Source organism: Rufibacter ruber (assembly GCF_014138425.1).
Taxonomy (GTDB): domain Bacteria; phylum Bacteroidota; class Bacteroidia; order Cytophagales; family Hymenobacteraceae; genus Nibribacter; species Nibribacter ruber_C.
Window position 1 is genome coordinate 1 of sequence record NZ_JACJIQ010000030.1, and the last position, 21,198, is coordinate 21,198.

The window sequence follows — 21,198 nt, forward strand, 5'->3', positions numbered from 1 at the left end:
TCTTTTCATTTCCTATCTATCCCATTCACTCAAAGAACCTTACCGCCGGACTGTCTCCGGCGATCTGCGGGGCGCCTCCCGCCCCGTCTCCCCCCTCCTTCCGGATGGGGCTGCAAAGGTAGCGACTCTCTTCGAATCCGCAAACCTGAGCGTGTTTTTTTTCTTTATTTTTTTCCCGGGCCCTGCCGGCCCGGCCTCTTTAAAACCCCTTCGCTCCAGAAGCGGGTGCAAAGGTAGTGAACCTTTTCCCTTTTTCCAAACCCGGGGCAACTTTTTTTTCCAACTCCCGGCCGCCCTTCCGGCGGCTGGAACCCTCCGCTCAAGGCTCTTTCCAGAGGCCGTTCCCGAAGGGGCTGCAAAGGTAAGGAGAATCTTTTACCCTGCAAACCTGTGCGTGTTTTTTCTCTCTTTTTTTTCCGGGCCCTGTCGGCCCGGCGTGTTCTTTTCCCCCTCTCTCAGGAAGCGGGTGCAAAGGTAGTGAACCTTTTCCCTTTTCCAAACCCGGGGGCAACTTTTTTTTTCAACTTGCCGGCCGCCCTTCCGGCGACTGAACCCTCCATTCAAGGCTCTTTCCAGAGGCCGTTCCTGAAGGGGCTGCAAAGGTAAGGAGCTTTCCCCGGTATGCAAGAGAAAAGTTAAAACTTTTTCCCCGCCCTGACGCCTGCACTTCCTTACCAAAACCGCTCCTGCCGAACGGGATGCAAAGGTAGGAAAAGTTTTACTCTTTACAAGGCTGCGCCCCATTTTCCCTTTTAAAACTATCTACCTTCTCCTTTTATGCTGAGGCAATGACGCGTATACCTCTTGTAAATTAGAGGCTTAAGTGCCGCAATCTTTCTATAACTTTTTTTCTAACTCTTCACTTAATCCATCGGCTTTCCTAATGGACACGGGAGTATAATTCTTTTTGAGGCCTAGAAGTTCCTGCGGGGGTTAAAATTTTTAACAAAAAAAGGGAGACAGGTGGCTTTACCTCATCTCCCTTCAAATGCCCTCAACATTCATTTCAGGTTATTCTGCCGCTACTTTTTCCTTCGGCTTCTTATAGATTGGGACTGTAGAACAAGGCTCTCCATACATAATACTGCTTGCCACGGGCAACAACTTCTGCATAACCTCTACATAAGCAAAGGTGGGAACCGGTATCTGACCGCAGCCTTTAATTACCAGTTTTGCGTCTTGATAATCTGCTGGGTTTATTTTAGCAATTGCATCTTGCAGTAGCGCCTGCTCCAAGGCTTCCAGGTTTCCAAACACATACCGGTTCACATAGGGCTGAAGCTTACTTGCCAACAGCATATAAGCCCATGTTGGCACAATAGCATCTGTTGAACAGATGATAGCCACATTCTTTGTAGCATACTGTGACCAGTCATGTTCTTTTACAAAAGCTCTGAAATCTTTCTCCCGCAGCATTAACCCGTGGAACAGGTTTTCTTTAATATCATAAACCACCCGCTCGCCTGGGTGCAGATACTCCTCCAGGTTCAAGGTGACGAGCCCACTGTTGGCTACCCGGTTTACAAACTCTTCCATATCTCTTATTTACCTGATGGTGTAGTGATATATACTTCTTTTAAATAGAAGGGCTCATAATAGGCCACATCTTCAAATTCTTGTTTCTGATATTTCTGCCAGGCAAGTTCTCCAATGGCTCTGGCTGTTGGTTTAACATTCTCAAGGTAGAAAGCGTTCGGGTGGGTGGCAAGCAATTCTTTTGCTTTTTCGCTTCCGTTCCCGAAGAAGGCGATAGGCTGGTCTTGCATTTCAGCGGCAAAAGTCTCCGCACTCAGAATCACTGGAGCCACCTCAAGCTTCTTTTCTAATGCATGCGTGAGCAGACAGGTGTACACTTCAGCTCTGCGGGCGTCTAGCATGGGGCAAAACAGAAACCTCTCTGGCCCCGGGGTGGAAGAAACCACCTGCTGCGCCATGGCCGTTAGGGTATCTACGGCAATCAGGGGCTTGTCTAATGCGTAACACAAGCCTTTGGCCGTACCAGAACCAATTCGCAACCCTGTGTAAGAACCCGGGCCGCCTGACACCGCCACCGCCGCCACCTCATTCAGCTCCACACCGGCATTTCCTACTACCTGTTGCACCATCACGGTGATATGGGAAGAATGCGATTTCTCCATCTGCAGCTCGGCATAAGAAAGCAGCTGGCCGCTTTTGTGCAGCGCCACAGAACAAACCGAAGAAGACGTTTCTAAAGACAACAGGTACGCCATGCGTGAAACAGAATTTAAACTTGACAGGGCAAAGCTACGGCATTCTAAAATAAAAGGGCAACCTTCTCCGGTTGCCCTTTCTATACCTATACATCACACTATTATATATAGTGTGGCTTTAATCTATTTTTTGGCACTGGCAGACAGCAGAGACTGGTACCGGTTAGAGTTGTTCAACACGTCAACGGCCGCCAGAATATCTTCATCATCATTGAAAGTTGCCTCAACCAGACCTTTCTGCAGGTAATACCGTGACACAATCTCCTGCTCCAGCAATTCTGTGATTTCAGGCTTGAAGCGCATCAGATCATTGCCCTTGTTAGTGGCCACCTTTTTCTTGATCTGCTCCACATCAGCTTTGATCTCATCAAAATGCTTGTCTTCCTTGGCCTTCTTGATCATATTGTCTAGCGCCTTCTCCACATCAGTAGAATAGGTGATGTCTTTCCCGTTAAGAAAGGCCACAAACTTCTGGTACTCAGCGTCAGAGAGTTTAAAATCTTTGGCAACGGCAATGGTTGGGTTTGCGGCCCTGAAACGGGTGGCATAGTCAAAGATGTAGTTTTTGGTCATCAGTTTTCTGATGATGTCTGGCACTGGCTTGTCTTTCACCTCCACGTCTGGGCTAATGCCCCCGCCGTCATACACCACCCGGCCGCCAGAGGTCTTAAACGCCACCCGCAGCGAGTCTGGGATCTTGTTAATAGAGCCGTCTGCATTGCGGTGGGCATAATCAATAGCCTGGATACAACGTCCGCTGGGAATATAATACTTGGCGGTAGTGACTTTCAGCTGGGAATTATAGGAAAGCGGGCGGGTCATCTGCACCAGTCCTTTCCCAAAGGTTCTTTCGCCAATCAATACTGCGCGGTCATAATCCTGCAGCGCCCCAGACACAATCTCAGCGGCAGAGGCACTGTTAGAACTGGTCAGCACCACCAGCGGCATCTGCACGTCTAGCGGCTCATCCAGGGCTTTGTACATTTTGTTCCAATCGCTCACCTTGCTCTTGGTGCTCACAATGTCTTTGCCCCGCGGCAGGAACAGGTTGGAAATATTCACCGCCTCGTTCAAGAGCCCGCCCGGGTTATCACGCAGGTCTAAAATGACTTTCCTGGCTCCCATTTCCTTCAGTTTCACCACCGCGCTGCGCACCTCCTGCCCCGCGTCTACTGTAAAACCAGACAGCTGCAGGTAGCCAATCTCAGGGGTGACCAACCCGTAATAAGGAACATTGCTGATATGGATGTTGGCGCGGGTAACGTCTACCACCATGGGTTTCTCCACGCCAAAGCGTTTTATCTCCAGCTTCACCACAGTACCGGCCTGGCCTTTGAGCAACTTGCTTACCTCGCCGTCATTTTTCTTGGCCAGGTCTACGCCGTCTATCTTCAGAATCTCATCACCAATGATCAGGCCCGCCTTCTGGGCGGGGGAGCCCTCATGCGGCAGGGAGATGATGGTTCTGCCGTCACGCTTGCCCACCAAAGCCCCAATGCCGCCGTAATTGCCGGTGGTCATGGTTCTAAAATCCTCAATGTCGTCTTCGGGAATATAGTTGGTGTACGGGTCCAGTGATTTGAGCATGGCGTCAATGCCCGTGCGCACCAGTTTTGAAGGGGCCACATCATCTACATAGTAGGTGTTCACCTCCTTGAAGAGCGTAGCAAAAATGTCCAGGTTTTTGGCGATGTCAAAATACCGCTCTGAGCCAGAGGAGAAGGAGAAAAGACCCCACGCAGTACCCACCAGCGCAAGCCCGGCAATTGATTTCTTCAGCATATCAGCACTATAACTATAAAAAGGAAACAGGAGGATTATTTAGTTAACAAACGCTCCAGTCCTGAATTTAGTTTTTTACTGATAGTATTAAAAGGATTTTTTTCTTTTCCTATGTACAATACCCCAATCAGCCAGGTGCCGCCCTGGGTGTTGCACGCGGGCACCACCTGTTTCTGCAGCCGGTACGCCTCCCTTATCTGGCGTTTCAGGCGGTTGCGGTCTACGGCTTTCTTGAAGTAACGCTTAGAGACAGAGACCAGCAGTTGAACGGGCGGCTCTGAGGGTTCTGGCAAGTGGAGAGCCACAAACCGAAGGGGATACACGTTAAAAGAAGAACCCTCACGGAAAAGCCGGTCAATCAGCTTTTTGCTCCGTAAGCGTTCTTCTTTCTGAAATCTATAAGAAATCGGTTGCTCTTCTGCAGAATGTTCAGTGAAGGTACCCATTCGCGAGGCGCCTTGCAGCGAGCTACTCAGAAAAATTAGGCTTTATGTCTTCTCTCGTCAGAAACGGTCAGTCTCTTACGGCCTTTAGCTCTTCTGCTAGCTAATACTCTACGACCATTGGCAGTCTCCATTCTTGAGCGGAAACCGTGCTTATTTCTTCTTTTGCGTTGCGAAGGTTGGAATGTTCTTTTCATCTTACACTAAACATTTTATTAAGGCCTGCAAAATTATAAAATCAATTTTGATAAACCAAACCCCTCTCCACATTTTAATTTGATTATTTGCATGTTACCCAACCCCGCTGAAAGCCTTGCTGCACCAGAGAGAAACCGCTAACGTGCGTTTCTGGCCTGTTTTCAGAAAAACAGGCCAGAAACAGAAAGGAGGGGGTGTAACGAAGTACGTAATCTTTATAACTATCTGTACTGCGTAAGTTTCTGCTTCTACCCCTTGCTTACGGTCGCATCCCGTCCCCCTTTGAAGGGGGACGGAATGCGTGTACAGGGTTACACGGTTTCTAACCTTGAGGGGTGAATCATCACTACATAAAAAGGTAAATCTACTTCACTTCACTCTCTGTTTTCGGGCTGTTTTCTGGCAATACTTCGGACAATTCTAAAAGGCAAAAAGAGGCTTTAGAGGCTATAAATGGGGTTTAAGTAATTAAATGGCAGTTAGGTATTTCCCAAAAGGGAGAAAAACCATTGGATGCTAAACCTGTACATGCCCTCAAACGCTACAAACGCACTTTTTCTAATCATCTAAACTGTCCGAAGTATTGCTGGAAAACAGGCCAAAAACGCACTACCTTCGTTTTAAGAGAACCATTAACACAGAACAGCCGTGCCGCACTACCAGCTTTCGTTCCAGAACCCGCTTTCGGGCTTTTTGCAGGTGACCACTAGGATAGAGAATAGTACCGCAGATGAATTGTATCTGCAGCTGCCCGCCTGGCGGCCGGGGCGGTATGAGTTGCAGAACTTCGCGCAGAAACTGCAGGGGTTTGCCGTGGTGGCGAAAGACGGTTCTCCCCTGCCCTTCCAAAAAATAACCAAAGACCGCTGGCGGGTAGAAACCAAAGGCGAAGCGACCCTGGAAGTACGCTATAACTTTTACGCCCGGCAAATGGACGCGGGCGGCTCCTGGCTGGCCGAAGATTTTCTATACGTGAACCCGGTCAACTGCCTGCTCACCGCCCGGGGTTTTGAACAGGAACCGTGCACGCTCTCGCTGAACATTCCGCATGACTGGCAAATTGCCTGCGGCCTGCCCCAAACCCAACCCCGCACGCTGCTCGCCCAGAACTTTGACCATTTGGCAGATTCGCCGTTCATGGCCAGCGCCACCCTGCAGCACCAGAAATATGAAGAGCAGGGCATTCTGTTCCACGTGTGGTTCCTAGGCGAATGCCAGCCAGACTGGGCGCAGATTCTGCCGCAGTTCCAGGCGTTTACCAAAGAGCAGCTGGCGTTATTCCAGACGTTTCCGGTGCCCGATTACCATTTCCTGAACATCCTTCTCCCCTACCCGCATTACCACGGTGTGGAGCACCTGAACTCTACGGTGATTACGCTGGGGCCGGGCGAGCAGCTCATGTCGCCTACGCTTTATAAAGAGCTGCTGGGCGTGAGCTGCCATGAGCTCTTCCACACGTGGAACATCAAGCAAATCCGGCCCCAGGAGATGCTGCCGTATGACTTCACCCGGGAAAACTATTTCAGGACCGGCTACGTGGCCGAAGGCGTGACCACTTACTACGGTGACTACCTGCTGGCCAGAAGCGGCGTGTTTACCGCTGAACAGTATTTTCAGGAACTGGCCACCACCATCAAACGCCACACCGCAGACCAGGGCGAGCAGCACCTCTCCGTGGCCGACTCGTCTTTTGACACCTGGCTGGACGGCTATAAACCCGGCATCCCTGACCGTAAAGTGAGCATCTACCACAAAGGCTGCCTGGCGGCGCTGGTGCTGGACGTGGAAATCAGGCGCGCCACCCAGAATGCCCGCTCCCTGGATGAGGTGATGCGGCAAATGTGGCAGCAGTTCGGGCAAAAAGGCATTGGCTACGCCGAAGAAGACTACCAGCGCCTGGCCGAGGGCGTGGCGGGCGTTTCGCTGGAGCCGTATTTCCGGGAAATGGTGTTTGGAACGGTCCCTTTTGAAAAATGGCTGGCTCCGGCGCTGGACTATCTGGGGTGCACCCTGGACAAGCTCCCCTCTGCGCAGGCACATGAGAGCCTGTTCGGTTTTAGGCTGAACCCGGCGCTTGCGGCCACCCCCACGGTGGGGTACATCGCCCCTGCTTCTCCGGCGGCGGCCGTCTTGTCAGTGGAAGATGAACTCATCGCTTTGAACGGCCGAAAACTGGAGAACGCCAATCTGGCCAACCTGCTGCAAGGGCAGGAGGCGGTGGAGTTGACTTTGTTCCGGCAGAAAAAGCTGCGCACCGTTTCGCTTACGCCAGACGGGCAGCTGCACCTGCCCCAGTACAGGGTGAGCAAGAACCCAGCCGCCACCCCGGCGCAGCAGGCAAACTTCACCACTTGGCTTAAGCAACCCTTTTAAAGGAGAGGTTTCCTGTTTTGGGGCTGTTTTGAGGAAAACAGCCCCAAAACAGGAAAAACCAATTGCCTTGCCCGCTCAGGATTTTCCCTGCACTTTCCTAACTTACCGGCAAAACGACTCCCCATGCGCCTCCCCTTTCTCCTGTACGCCCTGGCGCTGTTGCTGACAGGCTGTACAGTCACCAAACGCCCAGACAGTATGAATCAGGTCAAAGCAGCCATTTTAGCCGAGCTGGGCAAACAGGAAGGTACGTTTGCGGTGGCTTTCAAAGATCTGGAAACCGGCGAAGAACTGTTGATCCAGGAACACGAGCGCTTCCACGCGGCCAGCACCATGAAAACACCGGTTCTGATAGAAGCCTACCGCCAAGCCGCCCAAGGCAGGTTCTCCCTGCAAGACTCCCTTCTGGTGAAGAACGAGTTCAAGAGCATTGTAGACGGCAGCCCGTTCAGCATTGCCCCTGCAGATGACAGCGAGCAGGAGCTGTATTCCCTTCTGGGCCAGAAGCGTCCGTGGTCTGAGTTGCTCTACAAGATGATTATTCACAGCAGCAACCTGGCCACCAACCTTGTGATAGAGCAGCTAGATGCCCAAAAAGTCACCCAAACCATGCGCCAGATGGGCGCCCAGGACATACAGGTGCTGCGCGGCGTAGAAGATACCAAAGCTTACCAGCAGGGCCTGAATAACACCACCACCGCCTATGACCTGCTGCTGCTCTTCCAGCAGATAGCCCAAGGCAAAGCCGTCAGCCCAGCCGCCTCTCAGGAGATGATCCAAATCCTGCTAGACCAGAAGTACAAAGACATCATTCCGGCCAAGCTGCCGCGGGAGGTGCAGGTTGCCCACAAAACCGGCTGGATTACCGGCGTACGCCATGACGCGGGCATTGTCTTTCCGCCCAACGGCCACCCCTATGTGCTGGTGCTGCTCTCAAAGGGCTTATCAGATGAACAAGCCGGGATTAAGGCAATGGCTACGGTCTCTGAGATGTTGTATGGGTATGTGGTTGGGGTGAGGTGAAGGGGGTTGCCACTGCTGCTGCTGCTGCTGCTGCTGCAGTGGCAATGTGTAGTCTGCTGTTCCCATGGCGGCGGCTTTTTGATACTGAGTTTGGAGACTGCCAGTTGCTGCTGCCACGGCAATGCGTAGTCTGCTGTTCCCTTGGCTCTCCCGTTTGCTCCGGTGCGAAATCCCATTGCTGTTGCATTGCCTCCGGTAAGCGCTCACGGCCGCGGGGCCCCGTCCTGGCGGTGAGCACTGCTGTTAAAACTAGGCCCTCCGGCCTTGCCGCTGAAGCGGCACCGTATTAACAGAGGCGCTCACCCCCAGGACTGGTTTGGGTTCCCCTCCTATAACTGCTTGTGCTGTTATGTCTGCCTCTGCAGGTAACCGTTGCTGTCCCGCTAGCCTGAGGCGAGCCCGTGCTGCGCACATCAGCCAGGGGCAGAAGTGCTAATTAACCCAGGTGCCACCAGCAGAAGTGTTGGTTGTTCATTGTTGTTTGTTTACTTCTTGCTGCTTGTTTGCCGCTTTCTCTGGTTCAAGTTTCCAACTTGGACCTATAATGGCGGAAGCTTTCAGCTTCCATGAGGCGGCCGCCTCACATTACTTCTGCCTTCTATAGCTCCCTCTATGGCGCGGAAGTTACTTCCGTGCCTTCTAACGCTACCTGATACTCCCGCGCTGACACGGACCCCAGACTCGTGCCTACAGCTGACGGGCGGTCTCTGGCTGCCCCCGCGGCGCGGCTGCGAAACCAGGCATTGCTGCTTCATTCGAGCTGAATTGGCTAAGGAAAAAAGGAAGGACTCAAGACTCAGGACTCACTCTGATACTCCTCCATTGAAGGGGCGAAGGGGGATGTTGACACAGGAGGACACGCATTGCTGAGGTATGGCCACCCGCCGCTTGCCCCACGTATTCCTGATCTCTCCCCTCCCGGGAGGGGTTGGGGTGGGTCTCACGCATGGCAAGTTGTTTCCCAACCGAAGCCAAGATCACATGCTTGACTCAGAACTCAAGACTCAGGAGTTCTACCAGCCCCCGTACCGTCCTGATGAGGCCTGCGGGCGTCTGTGCCCATTTCCTGTTTTCGGCCTGTTTTTCTAAAAACAGCCCCAAAACGGGTTTCCCTCTGCAGTGGGTTCTAAAGCCGCTTCTGAAATAAAGTGTTTTCGTTACTTTTATCTTGCAAGGCAGAACATCCGTATCTAAATAGAAAAGGAGAGTCTTGCCTGATTCTTACACCCACACAAAACTGATCGCTGCATGAACACCTCAACCATTACCTCAAGCCAACAAGCCATTGCGCTGGAAGACAAATACGGTGCCCACAATTACCACCCGTTGCCCGTGGTCTTGAGCCGCGGCGAAGGCGTCTTTCTCTGGGATGTGGAGGGAAAACGGTACTATGATTTTCTTTCGGCCTACAGTGCCGTGAACCAGGGGCACTGCCACCCGCGCATTATTGGGGCACTCACGCAGCAGGCGCAGCAGCTCACCCTCACCTCCCGCGCCTTCTACAATGACAAACTCGGCCCCGCTGTAAAGTACCTCTCTGAGCTGTTTGGCTATGACAAGGCGCTGTTGATGAACTCGGGCGCTGAAGCCGTGGAGACTGCCCTAAAGCTGGCCCGCAAGTGGGGGTACACCCAGAAAGGGATTCCGCCGCATGAGGCTGAGGTGGTAGTGGTGGAGCACAATTTTCACGGCCGTACCACGGGAATTATCTCTTTCAGCACTGACCCCAGCAGTACCAGAGGGTTTGGGCCTTACATGCCGGGCTACAAGGTGATCCCGTATGACAACCTGGCCGCGCTGGAGCAAACCCTGAAAGAGAACGCCCACGTCTGTGCCTTCCTGCTGGAACCCATTCAGGGCGAAGCGGGCGTAGTAGTTCCCTCAGAAGGGTATCTGGCGGGCGCCAAGGCGCTGTGCGAACAATACAACGTGCTCCTGATCATTGACGAGATCCAGACCGGCATTGGCCGCACGGGTAAAATGCTGGCCTCTGAGTATGAAGGCGTGAAACCAGACATCCTTATCCTGGGCAAGGCCCTGTCTGGCGGCGTGCTCCCTGTTTCTGCGGCACTGGCCAATGATGAGGTCATGCTCTGCATCCAGCCCGGTGAGCACGGCTCTACCTTTGGCGGCAACCCCTTGGCCTGTGCCGTGACGGTGGCCGCGTTAGAAGTAATAGAAGAGGAGCATCTGGTAGAAAATGCCCGCCGCCTGGGAGAAGTCTTCCGGGCCCGCATGAACCAACTCAAAGAAAAGCACCCCGAGCTGGTGTCACTGGTACGCGGCCGGGGCCTCCTGAACGCTGTGATTATCAAGCCCACAGCAGACGGGCGCACCGCCTGGGATGTATGCGTGAAACTGATGGAGAACGGCCTGCTCGCCAAGCCCACCCACGGCGACATCATCCGGTTCGCGCCGCCGCTGGTGATCACTGAAGAGCAGTTGCATGCGTGCTGTGATATCATTGCCCAAACGCTTGAGGAGTTTTAACTTTTTGCTGCAACCTATTCTCGACCTTTGGCCGATGGCATAACAACCTGTTTTTGGCCTGTTTTGCAGAAAACAGGTCAAAAACAGGTTATAACTTTTGCTTCAGGTTGCGTTCAGTTGAACCCCTTTTCTTTGGCCAAAGGCCGAAGACAGCTCCCCCTTTCTTAGGGCAAGGGAAGACACCCGCCGCAGCGAAAGACAGAAATCCAGCTGCTTTTCTAGCTTATCATTCTGAAAGAATCTTGCGGGCGATCTAGAAAAGCCTCTGCCGTTTACCACCAAGCTCTCATCAGAAAGGCAGAAGCATGCTTAGCAACAGACTTTCCAGAAAACTTGAATTAGGTTTTAAAATATTCAGAATCAGATGATTTTAATTTAAAATGCTGAAACACGCATTCCGCCCCCCTTTGAAGGGGGTAGGGGGATGACCAAGGCCGTTGAAGAACAGCCAGCTTTAGAGTAGCGAAATGAAAAGATGCTTCCCGGGAATGCGTACTTCCGCATGAGTAATTCAGCACGAATAATCACTCCCCTACCCCCTTCAAAGGGGGACGGAATGCGTGAAAATTCACAATTTTACGGTAGAAAACTGTTTTGCAAGAAAGAAGCGGCCCCAAGTTGGGTAGATTTCCGTTTCCACCCTGTTTTTCTGAAAACTGGCCAAAACAGCCTTCGCCTGAATGGGCAGAAACCCTACCTTTGCCGGGAATACCTAAACATAATCGGTTTTTGGGCGCGCCCGTACACTATTCTACGCGTTCTTTTGTTGTAGAACAGCAGGTCTGCCCACTTAGCGGCTCACCCGCCTTACTTATTTGTAACAGCTATGGATCATTTAACCCGTCGGCCCCGCCGAAACCGTAAATCTGAAGTGATCAGGAACATGGTGCAGGAAAACCATGTGGCCGTGCATGACCTCATTTTCCCAGTCTTCATGATGGAAGGCACCAACCTGGCCGTTGAGATTGCCTCTATGCCGGGCATTTACCGCTACTCCCCAGACCGTTTGCTGGAAGAAATTGCCCAATGCGTAGACCTGGGCATTAAAACCTTTGCGCCGTTCCCGCAGATTGACGAGGGCAAGAAAGACCGTTTCGCGTCTGAAAGCAAAAACCCAGAGGGCCTCTACCTGCGCACCATTGCTGAGATCAAGCGCAATTTCCCAGACGTGGTCCTGATGACTGATGTGGCCATGGACCCGTACAGCTCAGATGGCCATGACGGCATTGTAGACAACGGTGAGATTCTCAATGACGCTACGCTGGAAGTGCTAGGCCAGATGGCGTTGGCCCAGGCCCAGGCCGGTGCCGATATCATTGGCCCCTCAGACATGATGGACGGCCGCGTAGCCCACATCCGTCAGGTACTGGACAGCCACGCGTTCACCAACGTCTCCATCATGAGCTACACCGCCAAATACGCCAGCGGTTTCTACGGTCCGTTCAGAGACGCCCTGGGCTCAGCGCCCAAACACGGCGACAAGAAAACCTACCAGATGAACCCCGCCAACAGCCGCGAAGCCTTGATTGAGGCTGAATTGGACATCGCCGAGGGTGCCGATTTCCTGATGGTAAAACCGGCCCTGGCGTACCTGGATGTAATTAAACTTCTGAAAGACAACACTAACCTGCCCGTGGCTGCCTACAACATCAGCGGCGAGTACGCCATGGTAAAAGCCGCCGCTCAGAACGGCTGGCTGGACAGCGAGAAAATTATGCTGGAAGTTCTGCTCAGCATGAAACGCGCCGGGGCCGATGTTATCTTGACCTATTTTGCGAAGGAGTTTGCGCAGTACATGAAAAAGTAGGCCTGTTTTTGACCTGTTTTCTGAAAAACAGGTCAAAAACAGAAACAGGAAAGGGAGCCCACGGGCTCCCTTTCCTGTTTCTGTACAGCTCCAGCTTTACTTTAGCTGAACCATGCGTTTGGTAAAGCGCTTCCCGTCAACCATGAGCTGGTAGAGGTAGGTGCCACTCGCCAGGCCGTTGCCCCGCCAGGTTACCAGGTGTTTACCGGCTTGCAGGCTGCCATTTACCAGGGAAGCCACCTTTCTGCCCGTCATATCAAACACCTGCAACTGCACCTGGGCCGCACTCTCCAGCTGGAAAGGGATGGTAACCGTTGCCCCTTGAAAATAAGGGTTAGGATAGCTCAGGCCAAGTCCCGTCTGTAGAGGATTGGGATCATCTCCTTTTGGAATCAGCGGCCCAGAATACCGAAGGCTGAACACCCCGTTCCCGTGGGTGCCCACTAAAACCAGATCATCTGTGGTTCTGCTGAGCACCATGTCAACCGGCACCTGGCCAATAGAGCTATTGCCTTCGCGCAGCCAGGTGGTACCGGCCCCTTCTAAAACGCCGGTTGAGTATAAGCCGGTACTGGTGCCTACAAAGTACTTATTGGTGCCGTCTGGGTTTGGGAGAATAGTCACCCACCTGGTAGAAGGCCCGTTACCACTACCATCTGGGTTCTCCTCCAGGTTTCCAGAAACCGCGGTCCAGGTAGTCCCGCCATCTGTGGTGTAGAACAGGCTCTGCACTTTATAGTTAGAAAACACCACTACAGCTTTGTTGGCGTCTTTGGGGTCAATGGCAATACAGTTGATATAGCCGGTGGGGGCACCTGATGTGCTCTTGGGGAAATTAGCCCCTGTGATCTCAGTTCTGGTGGGCGAAGCTGCGTTGCCGTTCTGGAGCTTGTACAACCGGCCTCCGCTGGTTCCAAAATAAACCACATTGGCAGGTACTTTACTGACTGAGACAGAAGAAATGGTTTCAGAAATACCCAGATTGGCTACAACCTCCCAGCCCAGGTTTGATTGTTCCCCGCCCAGGGGGATCTGGGCAATGTTTTTATTGCGCCATAGCGTGTCACCCGCCGGTAAAAACATGGTGTACTCATTATTGGGATCAATGGTGTAGGGGTTCACAAACAGGTAGCCCGTTGTTTTGGGCGGGTCAATTCTGGCGTAGCCAATGTCTTCGCCCCTATCATTGAACGCAATTCTATAAACTGTACCGTTCTGCACAGATACCAACAGTGAGTGGGTGGTCACAGCGGCAAAAGCACCGTCTCCGCCTACTACCTCATTCCACTCTGTGGTAGCATTGATGTTGTCTACTGCCCAGCTGCCATTGTCCTGCATACCGCCCACCACAAAATCATCTGTGGTGTTCAGGTCCATGGCTACCGTATAGAACTGAGTGGTCTGATATCCACGGTTGAGAGACTCCCACACTACAGTGGCCGCTGCATTATTAGTGGTCCGGCTCACACCCCCGTCATGCGCAGACAGCATTCTATTGGGGTTTGAGCGGTAGAAGATGACCTCATGCTGGTCAGGATGGTGATTAGTGTATAAGGCAAAGCTGGAGTTGTCTAGTACGTAGCCGCCTATTTTACGCGTAGAGGTGGTATTGGTAAAGCCACTGAGGGACCGGTAAAGGTTGGTGCCGCCCAGCACCACAAAGTTAGGATCATCTGGTTTGACTTTGACCACCATGTTATACCCCCCCTGCAGGTCTAAATCACCAGATTTCCCGCCCAGCATGGGCAGATTGGCACTGAGGTTCGTCCACCGGCCACCGGCCCCGGCACCGCTCCCGGAAAGGTACTCGTACTTCCAGAGATTGGCCTCAGAAGCAGCATTGGTGGCCGTGTACACAAAGAAATATACTATGTTCTCGTTAGAAGGCGCAATATCCATGACAATGCGCTCATAGGTAGCCGGAAAGTTAGCAGGAGTGATGTCTGTCCAGGTGACGCCGTCTGTAGAGCGGTGAATGCCTCGTTTAGTGGCAGATCTTCCTCCGCTGGCATACTGGCTTAACGCGGCGTACATGTTGCCGCTATTCCCAATGGCAATATCTGTAAAGTAGGGGCTGGCGTTGAAGTCATTTAACCCGGCCTCATACCCCAGCACACTCTGCCAGGTAGCCCCCCCGTCAGTAGACCTTCTGACAGAGCCTACGGTAGCCGCAAAAACTTCATCCTGCGCCGCATTGGCCGGATTGGTAGCCACCCGGTAGATAAACTGAAATACACTGGTGAAGGCTGTAAAATTAGCCGTCTGGGTAGAGACGAGTGGGTTCCAGGTAATGCCATTATCTACTGACTTGTAAATTCCATTTCCATAATAAGTAGCCCCGGGAGCAGAGGCAGAGTTTCCAAACATTTCACCGGTGCCATAGTACCAAACATTCTGTTTGCCCACTCTCTTGTCCTGGCTAATGGTTGTCACACTTTGCAACTGGTCTAACCCGGTCACTTTGGCCCAGGAGGCCCCACCGTTGCTGCTGCGCCACATTCCCCCAGACACGCCACCGGCCAGGAGAATGTTTTCATTGGCTATGTCAAGGGCCATGGCGCGGGTACGCCCTCCCACATTATAGGGCCCGCGGCTATTCCAGTTCTCAGTGGCAAACTTGGCATGGGGATCTAACTGGCGCAGCACCTGCTCTTTGGTAGGTATGGTTTCAGAAAAAGCCAGCTCCAGCTCCCGTATTCCCTCCGGGATCTTTCCGGTAGCCGGATCTTTAAGCCGTTCAATCTCATACTCCAGGCGTGCCTGCGGTTTGTCTTTAGACCCAATGGCGCCCTTCTTATGCAACCGCTCCACCCTGGACCTGTAGCCGGCCTTCTTCATCTCATCAGCTGAGATACGCCCCTGGCGGTCTTCACCGGCGGGACCAGAGGCAGAGAAATAAAGGAGCGCCCCAAAGACAAGGAGCAAGAGGAAAGACATCCAGTTCTGGCGCTGCTGGTGAAAAGATTTCATGTAACTACTGGTAAAGTGTGAGTTAGAGCCTGCTTAAATTTTAGTTTCAAGCGGTAGGGGAAGTATATGAATTCATGCTTCTATCGCCTTTGTAGCGGCTGCTACACGCTATACAGGAACCTCCCGCAGCCCTTCTTCGCTTATATATTGAAAAATAAATATGCTCTTTTAATCAATGTAGCCTTCTGCTGTCAACTACATTCAGGTTAATGTAAGATTCTATACCTCCTAACTGTGTAGGGAGCGCCCTCAGAAAGCGGAGCTTGCAGATCTGCCTCCAGCTTTGTCCCTGCTTTTACCTCAGAACTGCCTTCACCGGCCCTGACTGTCATAGGGAAATACAAAAAGATTCTGCCCCCTCCCGGCAAAGGTGAATTCACCCCAGAACCGTAGCCTACCACTTGCCCTACCTGCGCCTCTACCCTACAAGGTACCTGGCTGCAGGGGCCACTGCCAGCGGTGTCCAGTTCAGGAAACACCTTCTGCACTGAAAGCACAGCCCTCACCTGCCCAGGCGCTACCGGTTCCTGAGAAGCCACTGGCAAGGGTTTCTGCAAGGCCGCACTCTTAGAGACCTGATGAACAGCATTTTGCTCTTTAGAATTCCCTGATTCTTCCATTCGTTTACACGCTACCCCAGTTGTTAACAGCATTGATACCCAAAACCATACAGAAGCACCTTTTACCATAGTAGCAAGATAGACGAAGTTCCTGAGTAAGTACAGGCAGGAGGCGAAATAGTTTAAACCTGCAGAAATGGATGGCTAGCACCGGCGCGGCATCTTTAGACAAAACCACAACCCTATCAGCTAGAATAGGTATAGGGAGTAATTATTCTGTTTTACCTATATTCACATGAAACATACATACCTGCGCCTGTTGTGTGGGTGGCTTCTCAGCCTTTCTCTGCTTTCATTCTCCAGTTGTGATCTTTTTGAATACCACCCCTATGAGGGGAACATTGAGTTCAAGAACCTGACAGCCGAACATGTGGCAAGAATCAAAGCCACCGAATCTTCCCTCTCCCCTCTCACGCCCCTGCGCTTCGCCTTTATCTCTGACACCCAGGGCTTCTTTGCAGAAACCAAAGACATGGTGAATGACATCAACCGGCGAGACGTGGCCTTTGTCTTGCATGGCGGTGACCTGACCAATTATGCCTTTACAGATGAATTTGAGCGCATGCACCGGGAACTGGCCAAACTAAAGGTACCGTACGTGACGGTGATTGGCAACCATGACTGCCTGGGCGAAGGCCCCAAACTGTACCAGCGCATGTACGGGCCGCTCAACCACAGCTTCACCTACGGCAAGAACAAATTCATTTTCCTTAACACTAATTTCCTGGAATTCAATGAGTCAGTGCCTGATGTAAACTGGCTACAGCAGGAACTGCAGAATGCCCCCGGTACGCCTAACAAATTTGTGATTTCCCATATTTCGCCAGACAACGGGGAGGCCAACCCGCACAAAGAACGCGCTTATTCCCTTTTAATGCGGCAGTATGACGTGAAACTATCGCTGCACGGCCACACCCACAATTACCGGGCAGACCAGTTGTATGATGACGGCATCCTGTACGTGACCACGGCCTCAGCTGACAAGAGAAGCTACGTGCTGGTAACGGTCCTGGGGGATCAGGTAACTTATGAAAAAATAGATTTTTAGCCGCTATGCGTTCTCTCCATACCTTTTGCCTTCTGGTCTGCCTGGTGGTATCCCCCCTGGCGCAGGCGCAGGGCCAGCCAACCCCTGAACAACCGGCCAAAGCTGACCGGCCCAAGAACAGCCGGTTTGCCCCAGACTATGTGGTACTCCAGCACGCGGGTCTCATAGGCTTGCTTTCTGCAGGGCTGGGCTATGACTTTGGGCGCCATGACAGAACCAACGTAGAGCTGCTGTACGGCTTCACCCCGGGGTATGACATTAAGCACACCAACCACACCTTCACCACTAAGATCTACTACCAGTCACACCCCAAGCCGCTGTTCAGGGACTACAAAATCAGCTGGATCAAGGTTGGGGCGGGCATCAGCATGACCATTGGGGAGCAGTTTGAGACCTTCTTCCCTAAGAAATACCCTAACGGCTACTACCTCTGGCCCACCGCCACCAGGCTGCTTCCGTTCATTGGTTCGGCCATTGGCAGGGAGTTCAAAGGCAACAAGCGCCCCCTGTACGGGGAGTTCTACGGCGAGCTGGGCACCAGTGACGTCATGATCATTGACAAGTACCGCAATGAGGGAATTGCCGTGACAGACATTCTCAACCTGGCCGTGGGGCTTAGGCTGAAACTCTAGCCTGTTTTGGGGCTGTTTTTCTGAAAACAGCCCCAAAACGCCTGCCACAAAGGGGCCGCTAGGTTTCTTACCCACAATCAGCCATTTTTGCGGCGGGAACCTGAACAGGCTCCCCTTCACTATTTCTGCACCTATGAGCTTTCTGTACCTGAAATCCCTGCACATCATCTTTGTGGTGACCTGGTTTGCCGGCCTTTTCTACATTGTCAGGCTGTTTGTGTATTATGCTGAAACAGAGCAGAAGCCAGAACCGGAGAAGTCAATACTGCAGACCCAGTTTGCCCTTATGCAGAAGCGGCTCTGGTACGGCATTACGTGGCCCAGCGCAATACTCACCGTCATCATGGGGTTGAGCCTGCTGCACTACTACACCCCCATTCCTACCTGGCTCTGGATTAAACTTGGTTTTGTGGCGGGCCTGTTGGCCTACCATCTCTACTGCCACCGCATTTTCAAGCAGCACCAGAAAGGACTTATCAGGCAAAGCTCTACCCAGCTGCGCATCTGGAACGAGGTAGCCACTCTGTTTCTGGTGAGCATTGTCTTTTTGGTGGTGCTCAAGAACGGGCTTGACGCCACGTGGGGCGTACTGGGTTTTATAGGCCTCTCTGTGCTCCTCATGCTTGCCATCATGGTGTATAAAAAGCTGAGGAAAGCTTAAGAGCCCCGCGGGAGGAAAAACTCTCCGCCCCAACTCCGCCCCCCACATAGCCTGGCCTTCTGTACACCAAAAGGTTTCTACAAGACGCCCCGGTCAGGTGGCCCCCACCGGAGCCATGTTATTCAAATATTTCATATCATCTGGTATTAAAAATATATCTTACTCTTTGGCAAGGGGTGAGGCGTTTTCGGGCTGTTTTCTCAAAAACAGCCCGAAAACAGCAGACTACACCGCCTTGCTGAACATCGGCTTCGCCGATGGCTCTTTCTGGGCACCCACCAGGTACAGGTCAAAAGCGGCGCAGACAGAGCGCAGGAAGCGGTGGCCCACAGCTGTCAGTTGCAGGCTCTCCGACTGCAGGTCAATGAGGCCGTCTGCGGCCAGCTCTTCCAACGCAGGCCATACCTTCTCCTGCAGCAGTGACAGTTCAGGGCTTTGGCTCCAGCCGGTGCGGCCCTGGCAGGCAATGTCCAGAATATGGCGGCGCATGCACACATCGGTTTCTGAAAGCAAGGTACCTTTCAGGAGTGGCCATTCGCCCATGGCCAGCAGGGCATAATATTCTTCTACGGTTTTCACGTTCTGGATGTAGCCGCGGTACAGGTCACTGATGGCAGAGACGCCCAGGCCAATCATGAGTTGGCTCTGCGTGGTGGTGTACCCCATGAAATTGCGGTGCAACCGGGCTTGGCGCTGGGCCACACACAACTCTTCCTCCGGAAACGCAAAATGGTCCATGCCCACGTCCTGGTACCCCGCCTCTAAGAGCATCTGCTGCCCCAGCTGGTAGAGCGACAGTTTGTAGGCATCAGTGGGCAGATCAGCCTCAGAATACGCCCGCTGTGATTTTTCTTTCCACGGAACGTGGGCATAGCTGTAGTAGGCAATGCGGTCTGGCTTGAGGGTGATTACCTGCCGAAACGTATCTTCAATGCTTTGGGTGGTCTGGAAAGGCAGCCCGTAAATGAGGTCATAGTTCACAGAGGTGTAACCAATGCGCCGGGCATCTTCAGTGGCCCTCACCAGGTTCTCCAGCGGCTGCAGGCGGTTAATTGCTCGCTGCACCTTCTCTGAAAGATCCTGTACGCCGTAGCTCACACGTCTGAACCCCACCTCATACAGTGCCTGCAGGTGCTCATACGTGGTGTTGTTGGGGTGCCCCTCAAAGCTGAACTCGTGGTGGGGGTGCACTTCGGCGCCAGCCAACAGACCGTTGATCAGGTACCGGAGGTTTTCCGGGCTGAAGAACGTGGGGGTGCCGCCGCCCAGGTGAATTTCCCTGATCACGGGTTTCTCTGGCAGCAGGGCTTTGTATTTGTCCCATTCCTGCAGCACTGCTTTCAGGTAGATGGGCTCTACACCGTGGTTTTTAGTGATGCGCTTGTTGCAGCCGCAGTAAGTGCAAAGGCTCTCGCAGAACGGGAGGTGCACGTACAGGCTGATGCCTTCCTGCTGGTTGGTGGCCTCAAACGTATTTAAAAGCACCCGTTGCCAGTCTGCCTCTTTAGGAAGTTCATTTCCCCAGAAGGGTACGGTGGGGTAGCTGGTATATCTGGGCACCGGCACGTTGTACTTCTTCACTAAGTCAACAGACGGGGTGCTGGGGGCAAAAGTCGTTTCCATGGTGCAAAGATGGGGCAAGGCGGCCGCCCAAATTGATAGGCCGCGTCATGGAGGGGCATGATCTTCATCAGTTTTGCAGATTGTTGCTCCCCGTATGTATGGCGGAAGCCTTTAATGCGTTTTGGCGCTGTTTTTCTGAAAACAGGCCGAAAACAGGCGTTCCCCAGGTGGCGATTTGTTCGAGCGGAGTTAAAAAAGAAATGACCCCAGAAGGGCCACCTCAAACAACCATTAAACAAAATCTTACAGGTATTCACTGCTCAAAAGCCGCTGTTCCCTTTTTATACTTTTATATAGAAGACACCGTCATCGTGATCAAATTAGTGGGTCAGGCTCCTGCCGGAGAGGGAGTGCAGCTCATGGGCAATAAAACCGGCTCCCTTTGTTGGCAACTGCAGCAGGAGGCTGTTTCCCTGTGCCTTGCGGCGGCAGGTCTGGTCCTTTAAGTGGCGGCACGCCCAGGTGACCTGGGCAACATTGGCCGGGTGATGGCTGGCCTTTTCCTCACCCAGGTTCTCTACCGGGAAGAACAGCACGCTACACCCGTACGTCAGCATTGAGGAAAGCAAGAAGGACCGCATCACAACAGAAATAAGGTGGAACTACAGTATTACCCAAACCAATCAGCCTGCACCTGCCCTATAGATGAATAATCGCTCCTGAGGGTTGCTTGGTGGCTGAACTTTAATTCCTCCCCCTGTACAAGCGCCATGCCAAGACCTACGCACGCTCATTTACAACATGTTAGCAAGACCTGTAAAAACAGAACTGTCCGGTTCTGCACAAATTTTGTACAGAACCGGACAGTTCTGTTTTTGGCCAGTTTTTTGAAAAACAGGCCAAAAACGCACAGGTACTGCTAGGGTCACACCAACCGCACCTGCTCTAAACGGGGCGTAGCGGGCTTAATCTTCTTCCCGCTCCAGCAGCAGTACCGCGCTCTGCGGCACAATGAAATACTTCTCGCCGTGGTAGTTGATCTCCACCGCATCACGCTGCAGGTAAATAGCCAGATCCCCCTCCTTCGCCTGCAGCGGAATGTACCGCACGGCCTCCTTTTCGTCTTGGTTCCAGATCTCATCATCCAGTCCGTAATCGGCGGGAATGGGATAGCCGGGGCCCGCCTTCATCACGTAGCCTTCCTGTACTTTCTCTTTCTCCTGCACGCCCGGCGGCAGAAACAAGCCGCTCTTGGTCTGCTCCCGCTGTGACTTGGGTTTAATGAGCAGGCGGTCTCCTACTACAATCAGCTTCTGCAACTTGCTTTGGTGGCTCTCTTTGGGCATGGTGGTATTTG

At 52.7% G+C, this 21,198-nt stretch carries 16 protein-coding genes; 8 read left to right on the forward strand and 8 right to left on the reverse strand.

All coding sequences use genetic code 11. The features are described from left to right. Positions 1-1,011: 1,011 nt before the first annotated feature. From FHS90_RS21485 to rpmH, 5 genes are all read right to left on the reverse strand, one after another. Entirely contained in the window at positions 1,012-1,536 is a 525-nt protein-coding gene (locus FHS90_RS21485) for a DUF2480 family protein (protein ID WP_066839519.1), read from the reverse strand. A 5-nt stretch (positions 1,537-1,541) separates the two neighbouring features. Then, positions 1,542-2,231, reverse strand: coding sequence for a tRNA (adenosine(37)-N6)-threonylcarbamoyltransferase complex dimerization subunit type 1 TsaB (gene tsaB / locus FHS90_RS21490; RefSeq protein WP_182514517.1), 690 nt, complete (start codon positions 2,229-2,231; stop codon positions 1,542-1,544). A 123-nt stretch (positions 2,232-2,354) separates the two neighbouring features. Continuing rightward, positions 2,355-4,013, reverse strand: a complete 1,659-nt coding sequence (locus FHS90_RS21495; protein WP_182514518.1) for a S41 family peptidase — start codon at positions 4,011-4,013, stop codon at positions 2,355-2,357. A 35-nt stretch (positions 4,014-4,048) separates the two neighbouring features. Further along, entirely contained in the window at positions 4,049-4,459 is a 411-nt protein-coding gene (rnpA, locus tag FHS90_RS21500) for a ribonuclease P protein component (RefSeq protein WP_066839719.1), read from the reverse strand. 35 nt (positions 4,460-4,494) lie between these two features. Continuing rightward, complete coding sequence (rpmH, locus tag FHS90_RS21505; protein ID WP_074988011.1) at positions 4,495-4,653, reverse strand: 50S ribosomal protein L34; 159 nt, start codon at positions 4,651-4,653, stop codon at positions 4,495-4,497. A 649-nt stretch (positions 4,654-5,302) separates the two neighbouring features. Between rpmH and FHS90_RS22820 the strand changes: the two genes are divergently transcribed. The 4 genes from FHS90_RS22820 (at position 5,303) to hemB (ending at position 12,347) form a co-directional block, all read left to right on the forward strand. Then, positions 5,303-7,027 carry a M61 family metallopeptidase gene (locus FHS90_RS22820; RefSeq protein WP_182514519.1) on the forward strand — a complete coding sequence of 575 codons (1,725 nt, stop codon included), beginning with the start codon at positions 5,303-5,305 and terminating at the stop codon, positions 7,025-7,027. Between the two features lie 123 nt (positions 7,028-7,150). Then, positions 7,151-8,050, forward strand: a complete 900-nt coding sequence (locus FHS90_RS21515; protein WP_066839723.1) for a serine hydrolase — start codon at positions 7,151-7,153, stop codon at positions 8,048-8,050. Positions 8,051-9,298: 1,248 nt separating this feature from the next. Continuing rightward, positions 9,299-10,540 (forward strand): ornithine--oxo-acid transaminase, encoded by a 1,242-nt coding sequence (gene rocD / locus FHS90_RS21520; protein ID WP_182514520.1) that lies wholly within the window; start codon positions 9,299-9,301, stop codon positions 10,538-10,540. 826 nt (positions 10,541-11,366) lie between these two features. Further along, the gene (hemB, locus tag FHS90_RS21525) at positions 11,367-12,347 is read left to right on the forward strand and encodes a porphobilinogen synthase (RefSeq protein WP_182514521.1); all 981 of its coding nucleotides are present in this window, start codon (positions 11,367-11,369) and stop codon (positions 12,345-12,347) included. A gap of 96 nt (positions 12,348-12,443) precedes the next feature. Here the strand turns inward: hemB and FHS90_RS21530 are convergent, their stop codons facing one another. After that, positions 12,444-15,317, reverse strand: a complete 2,874-nt coding sequence (locus tag FHS90_RS21530; protein WP_182514522.1) for a T9SS type A sorting domain-containing protein — start codon at positions 15,315-15,317, stop codon at positions 12,444-12,446. Between the two features lie 855 nt (positions 15,318-16,172). Here FHS90_RS21530 and FHS90_RS21535 point away from each other — a divergent pair. The 3 genes from FHS90_RS21535 to FHS90_RS21545 all read left to right on the forward strand — a co-directional run bounded on the left by FHS90_RS21535 (position 16,173) and on the right by FHS90_RS21545 (position 18,278). Continuing rightward, the gene (locus FHS90_RS21535; protein WP_182514523.1) at positions 16,173-16,985 is read left to right on the forward strand and encodes a metallophosphoesterase family protein; all 813 of its coding nucleotides are present in this window, start codon (positions 16,173-16,175) and stop codon (positions 16,983-16,985) included. Positions 16,986-16,990: 5 nt separating this feature from the next. Continuing rightward, the gene (locus tag FHS90_RS21540) at positions 16,991-17,617 is read left to right on the forward strand and encodes a hypothetical protein (RefSeq protein WP_066829326.1); all 627 of its coding nucleotides are present in this window, start codon (positions 16,991-16,993) and stop codon (positions 17,615-17,617) included. A 133-nt stretch (positions 17,618-17,750) separates the two neighbouring features. After that, positions 17,751-18,278, forward strand: a complete 528-nt coding sequence (locus FHS90_RS21545; protein WP_182514524.1) for a CopD family protein — start codon at positions 17,751-17,753, stop codon at positions 18,276-18,278. Between the two features lie 225 nt (positions 18,279-18,503). Here the strand turns inward: FHS90_RS21545 and hemN are convergent, their stop codons facing one another. Further along, positions 18,504-19,901, reverse strand: a complete 1,398-nt coding sequence (hemN, locus tag FHS90_RS21550; protein WP_182514525.1) for an oxygen-independent coproporphyrinogen III oxidase — start codon at positions 19,899-19,901, stop codon at positions 18,504-18,506. Positions 19,902-19,999: 98 nt separating this feature from the next. Between hemN and FHS90_RS21555 the strand changes: the two genes are divergently transcribed. Continuing rightward, positions 20,000-20,347 (forward strand): hypothetical protein, encoded by a 348-nt coding sequence (locus FHS90_RS21555; RefSeq protein WP_182514526.1) that lies wholly within the window; start codon positions 20,000-20,002, stop codon positions 20,345-20,347. Between the two features lie 459 nt (positions 20,348-20,806). On the opposite strand, the gene FHS90_RS21560 is transcribed toward FHS90_RS21555, so the two are convergent. Then, positions 20,807-21,187, reverse strand: coding sequence for a co-chaperone GroES (locus FHS90_RS21560; RefSeq protein ID WP_066829336.1), 381 nt, complete (start codon positions 21,185-21,187; stop codon positions 20,807-20,809). Between the last annotated feature and the right edge of the window lie 11 nt (positions 21,188-21,198).

Bases quoted from the DNA above. Each gene is read 5' to 3' on its own strand.
- rpmH (WP_074988011.1), bottom strand. From the start codon at position 4,653: ATGAAAAGAACATTCCAACCTTCGCAACGCAAAAGAAGAAATAAGCAC.
- FHS90_RS21545 (WP_182514524.1), top strand. From the start codon at position 17,751: ATGAGCTTTCTGTACCTGAAATCCCTGCACATCATCTTTGTGGTGACC.
- FHS90_RS21540 (WP_066829326.1), top strand. From the start codon at position 16,991: ATGCGTTCTCTCCATACCTTTTGCCTTCTGGTCTGCCTGGTGGTATCC.
- hemN (WP_182514525.1), bottom strand. From the start codon at position 19,901: ATGGAAACGACTTTTGCCCCCAGCACCCCGTCTGTTGACTTAGTGAAG.
- FHS90_RS21530 (WP_182514522.1), bottom strand. From the start codon at position 15,317: ATGAAATCTTTTCACCAGCAGCGCCAGAACTGGATGTCTTTCCTCTTG.
- rnpA (WP_066839719.1), bottom strand. From the start codon at position 4,459: ATGGGTACCTTCACTGAACATTCTGCAGAAGAGCAACCGATTTCTTAT.
- FHS90_RS21560 (WP_066829336.1), bottom strand. From the start codon at position 21,187: ATGCCCAAAGAGAGCCACCAAAGCAAGTTGCAGAAGCTGATTGTAGTA.
- FHS90_RS21555 (WP_182514526.1), top strand. From the start codon at position 20,000: ATGGCGGAAGCCTTTAATGCGTTTTGGCGCTGTTTTTCTGAAAACAGG.
- FHS90_RS21485 (WP_066839519.1), bottom strand. From the start codon at position 1,536: ATGGAAGAGTTTGTAAACCGGGTAGCCAACAGTGGGCTCGTCACCTTG.
- tsaB (WP_182514517.1), bottom strand. From the start codon at position 2,231: ATGGCGTACCTGTTGTCTTTAGAAACGTCTTCTTCGGTTTGTTCTGTG.
- FHS90_RS21535 (WP_182514523.1), top strand. From the start codon at position 16,173: ATGAAACATACATACCTGCGCCTGTTGTGTGGGTGGCTTCTCAGCCTT.
- FHS90_RS21515 (WP_066839723.1), top strand. From the start codon at position 7,151: ATGCGCCTCCCCTTTCTCCTGTACGCCCTGGCGCTGTTGCTGACAGGC.
- hemB (WP_182514521.1), top strand. From the start codon at position 11,367: ATGGATCATTTAACCCGTCGGCCCCGCCGAAACCGTAAATCTGAAGTG.
- rocD (WP_182514520.1), top strand. From the start codon at position 9,299: ATGAACACCTCAACCATTACCTCAAGCCAACAAGCCATTGCGCTGGAA.
- FHS90_RS21495 (WP_182514518.1), bottom strand. From the start codon at position 4,013: ATGCTGAAGAAATCAATTGCCGGGCTTGCGCTGGTGGGTACTGCGTGG.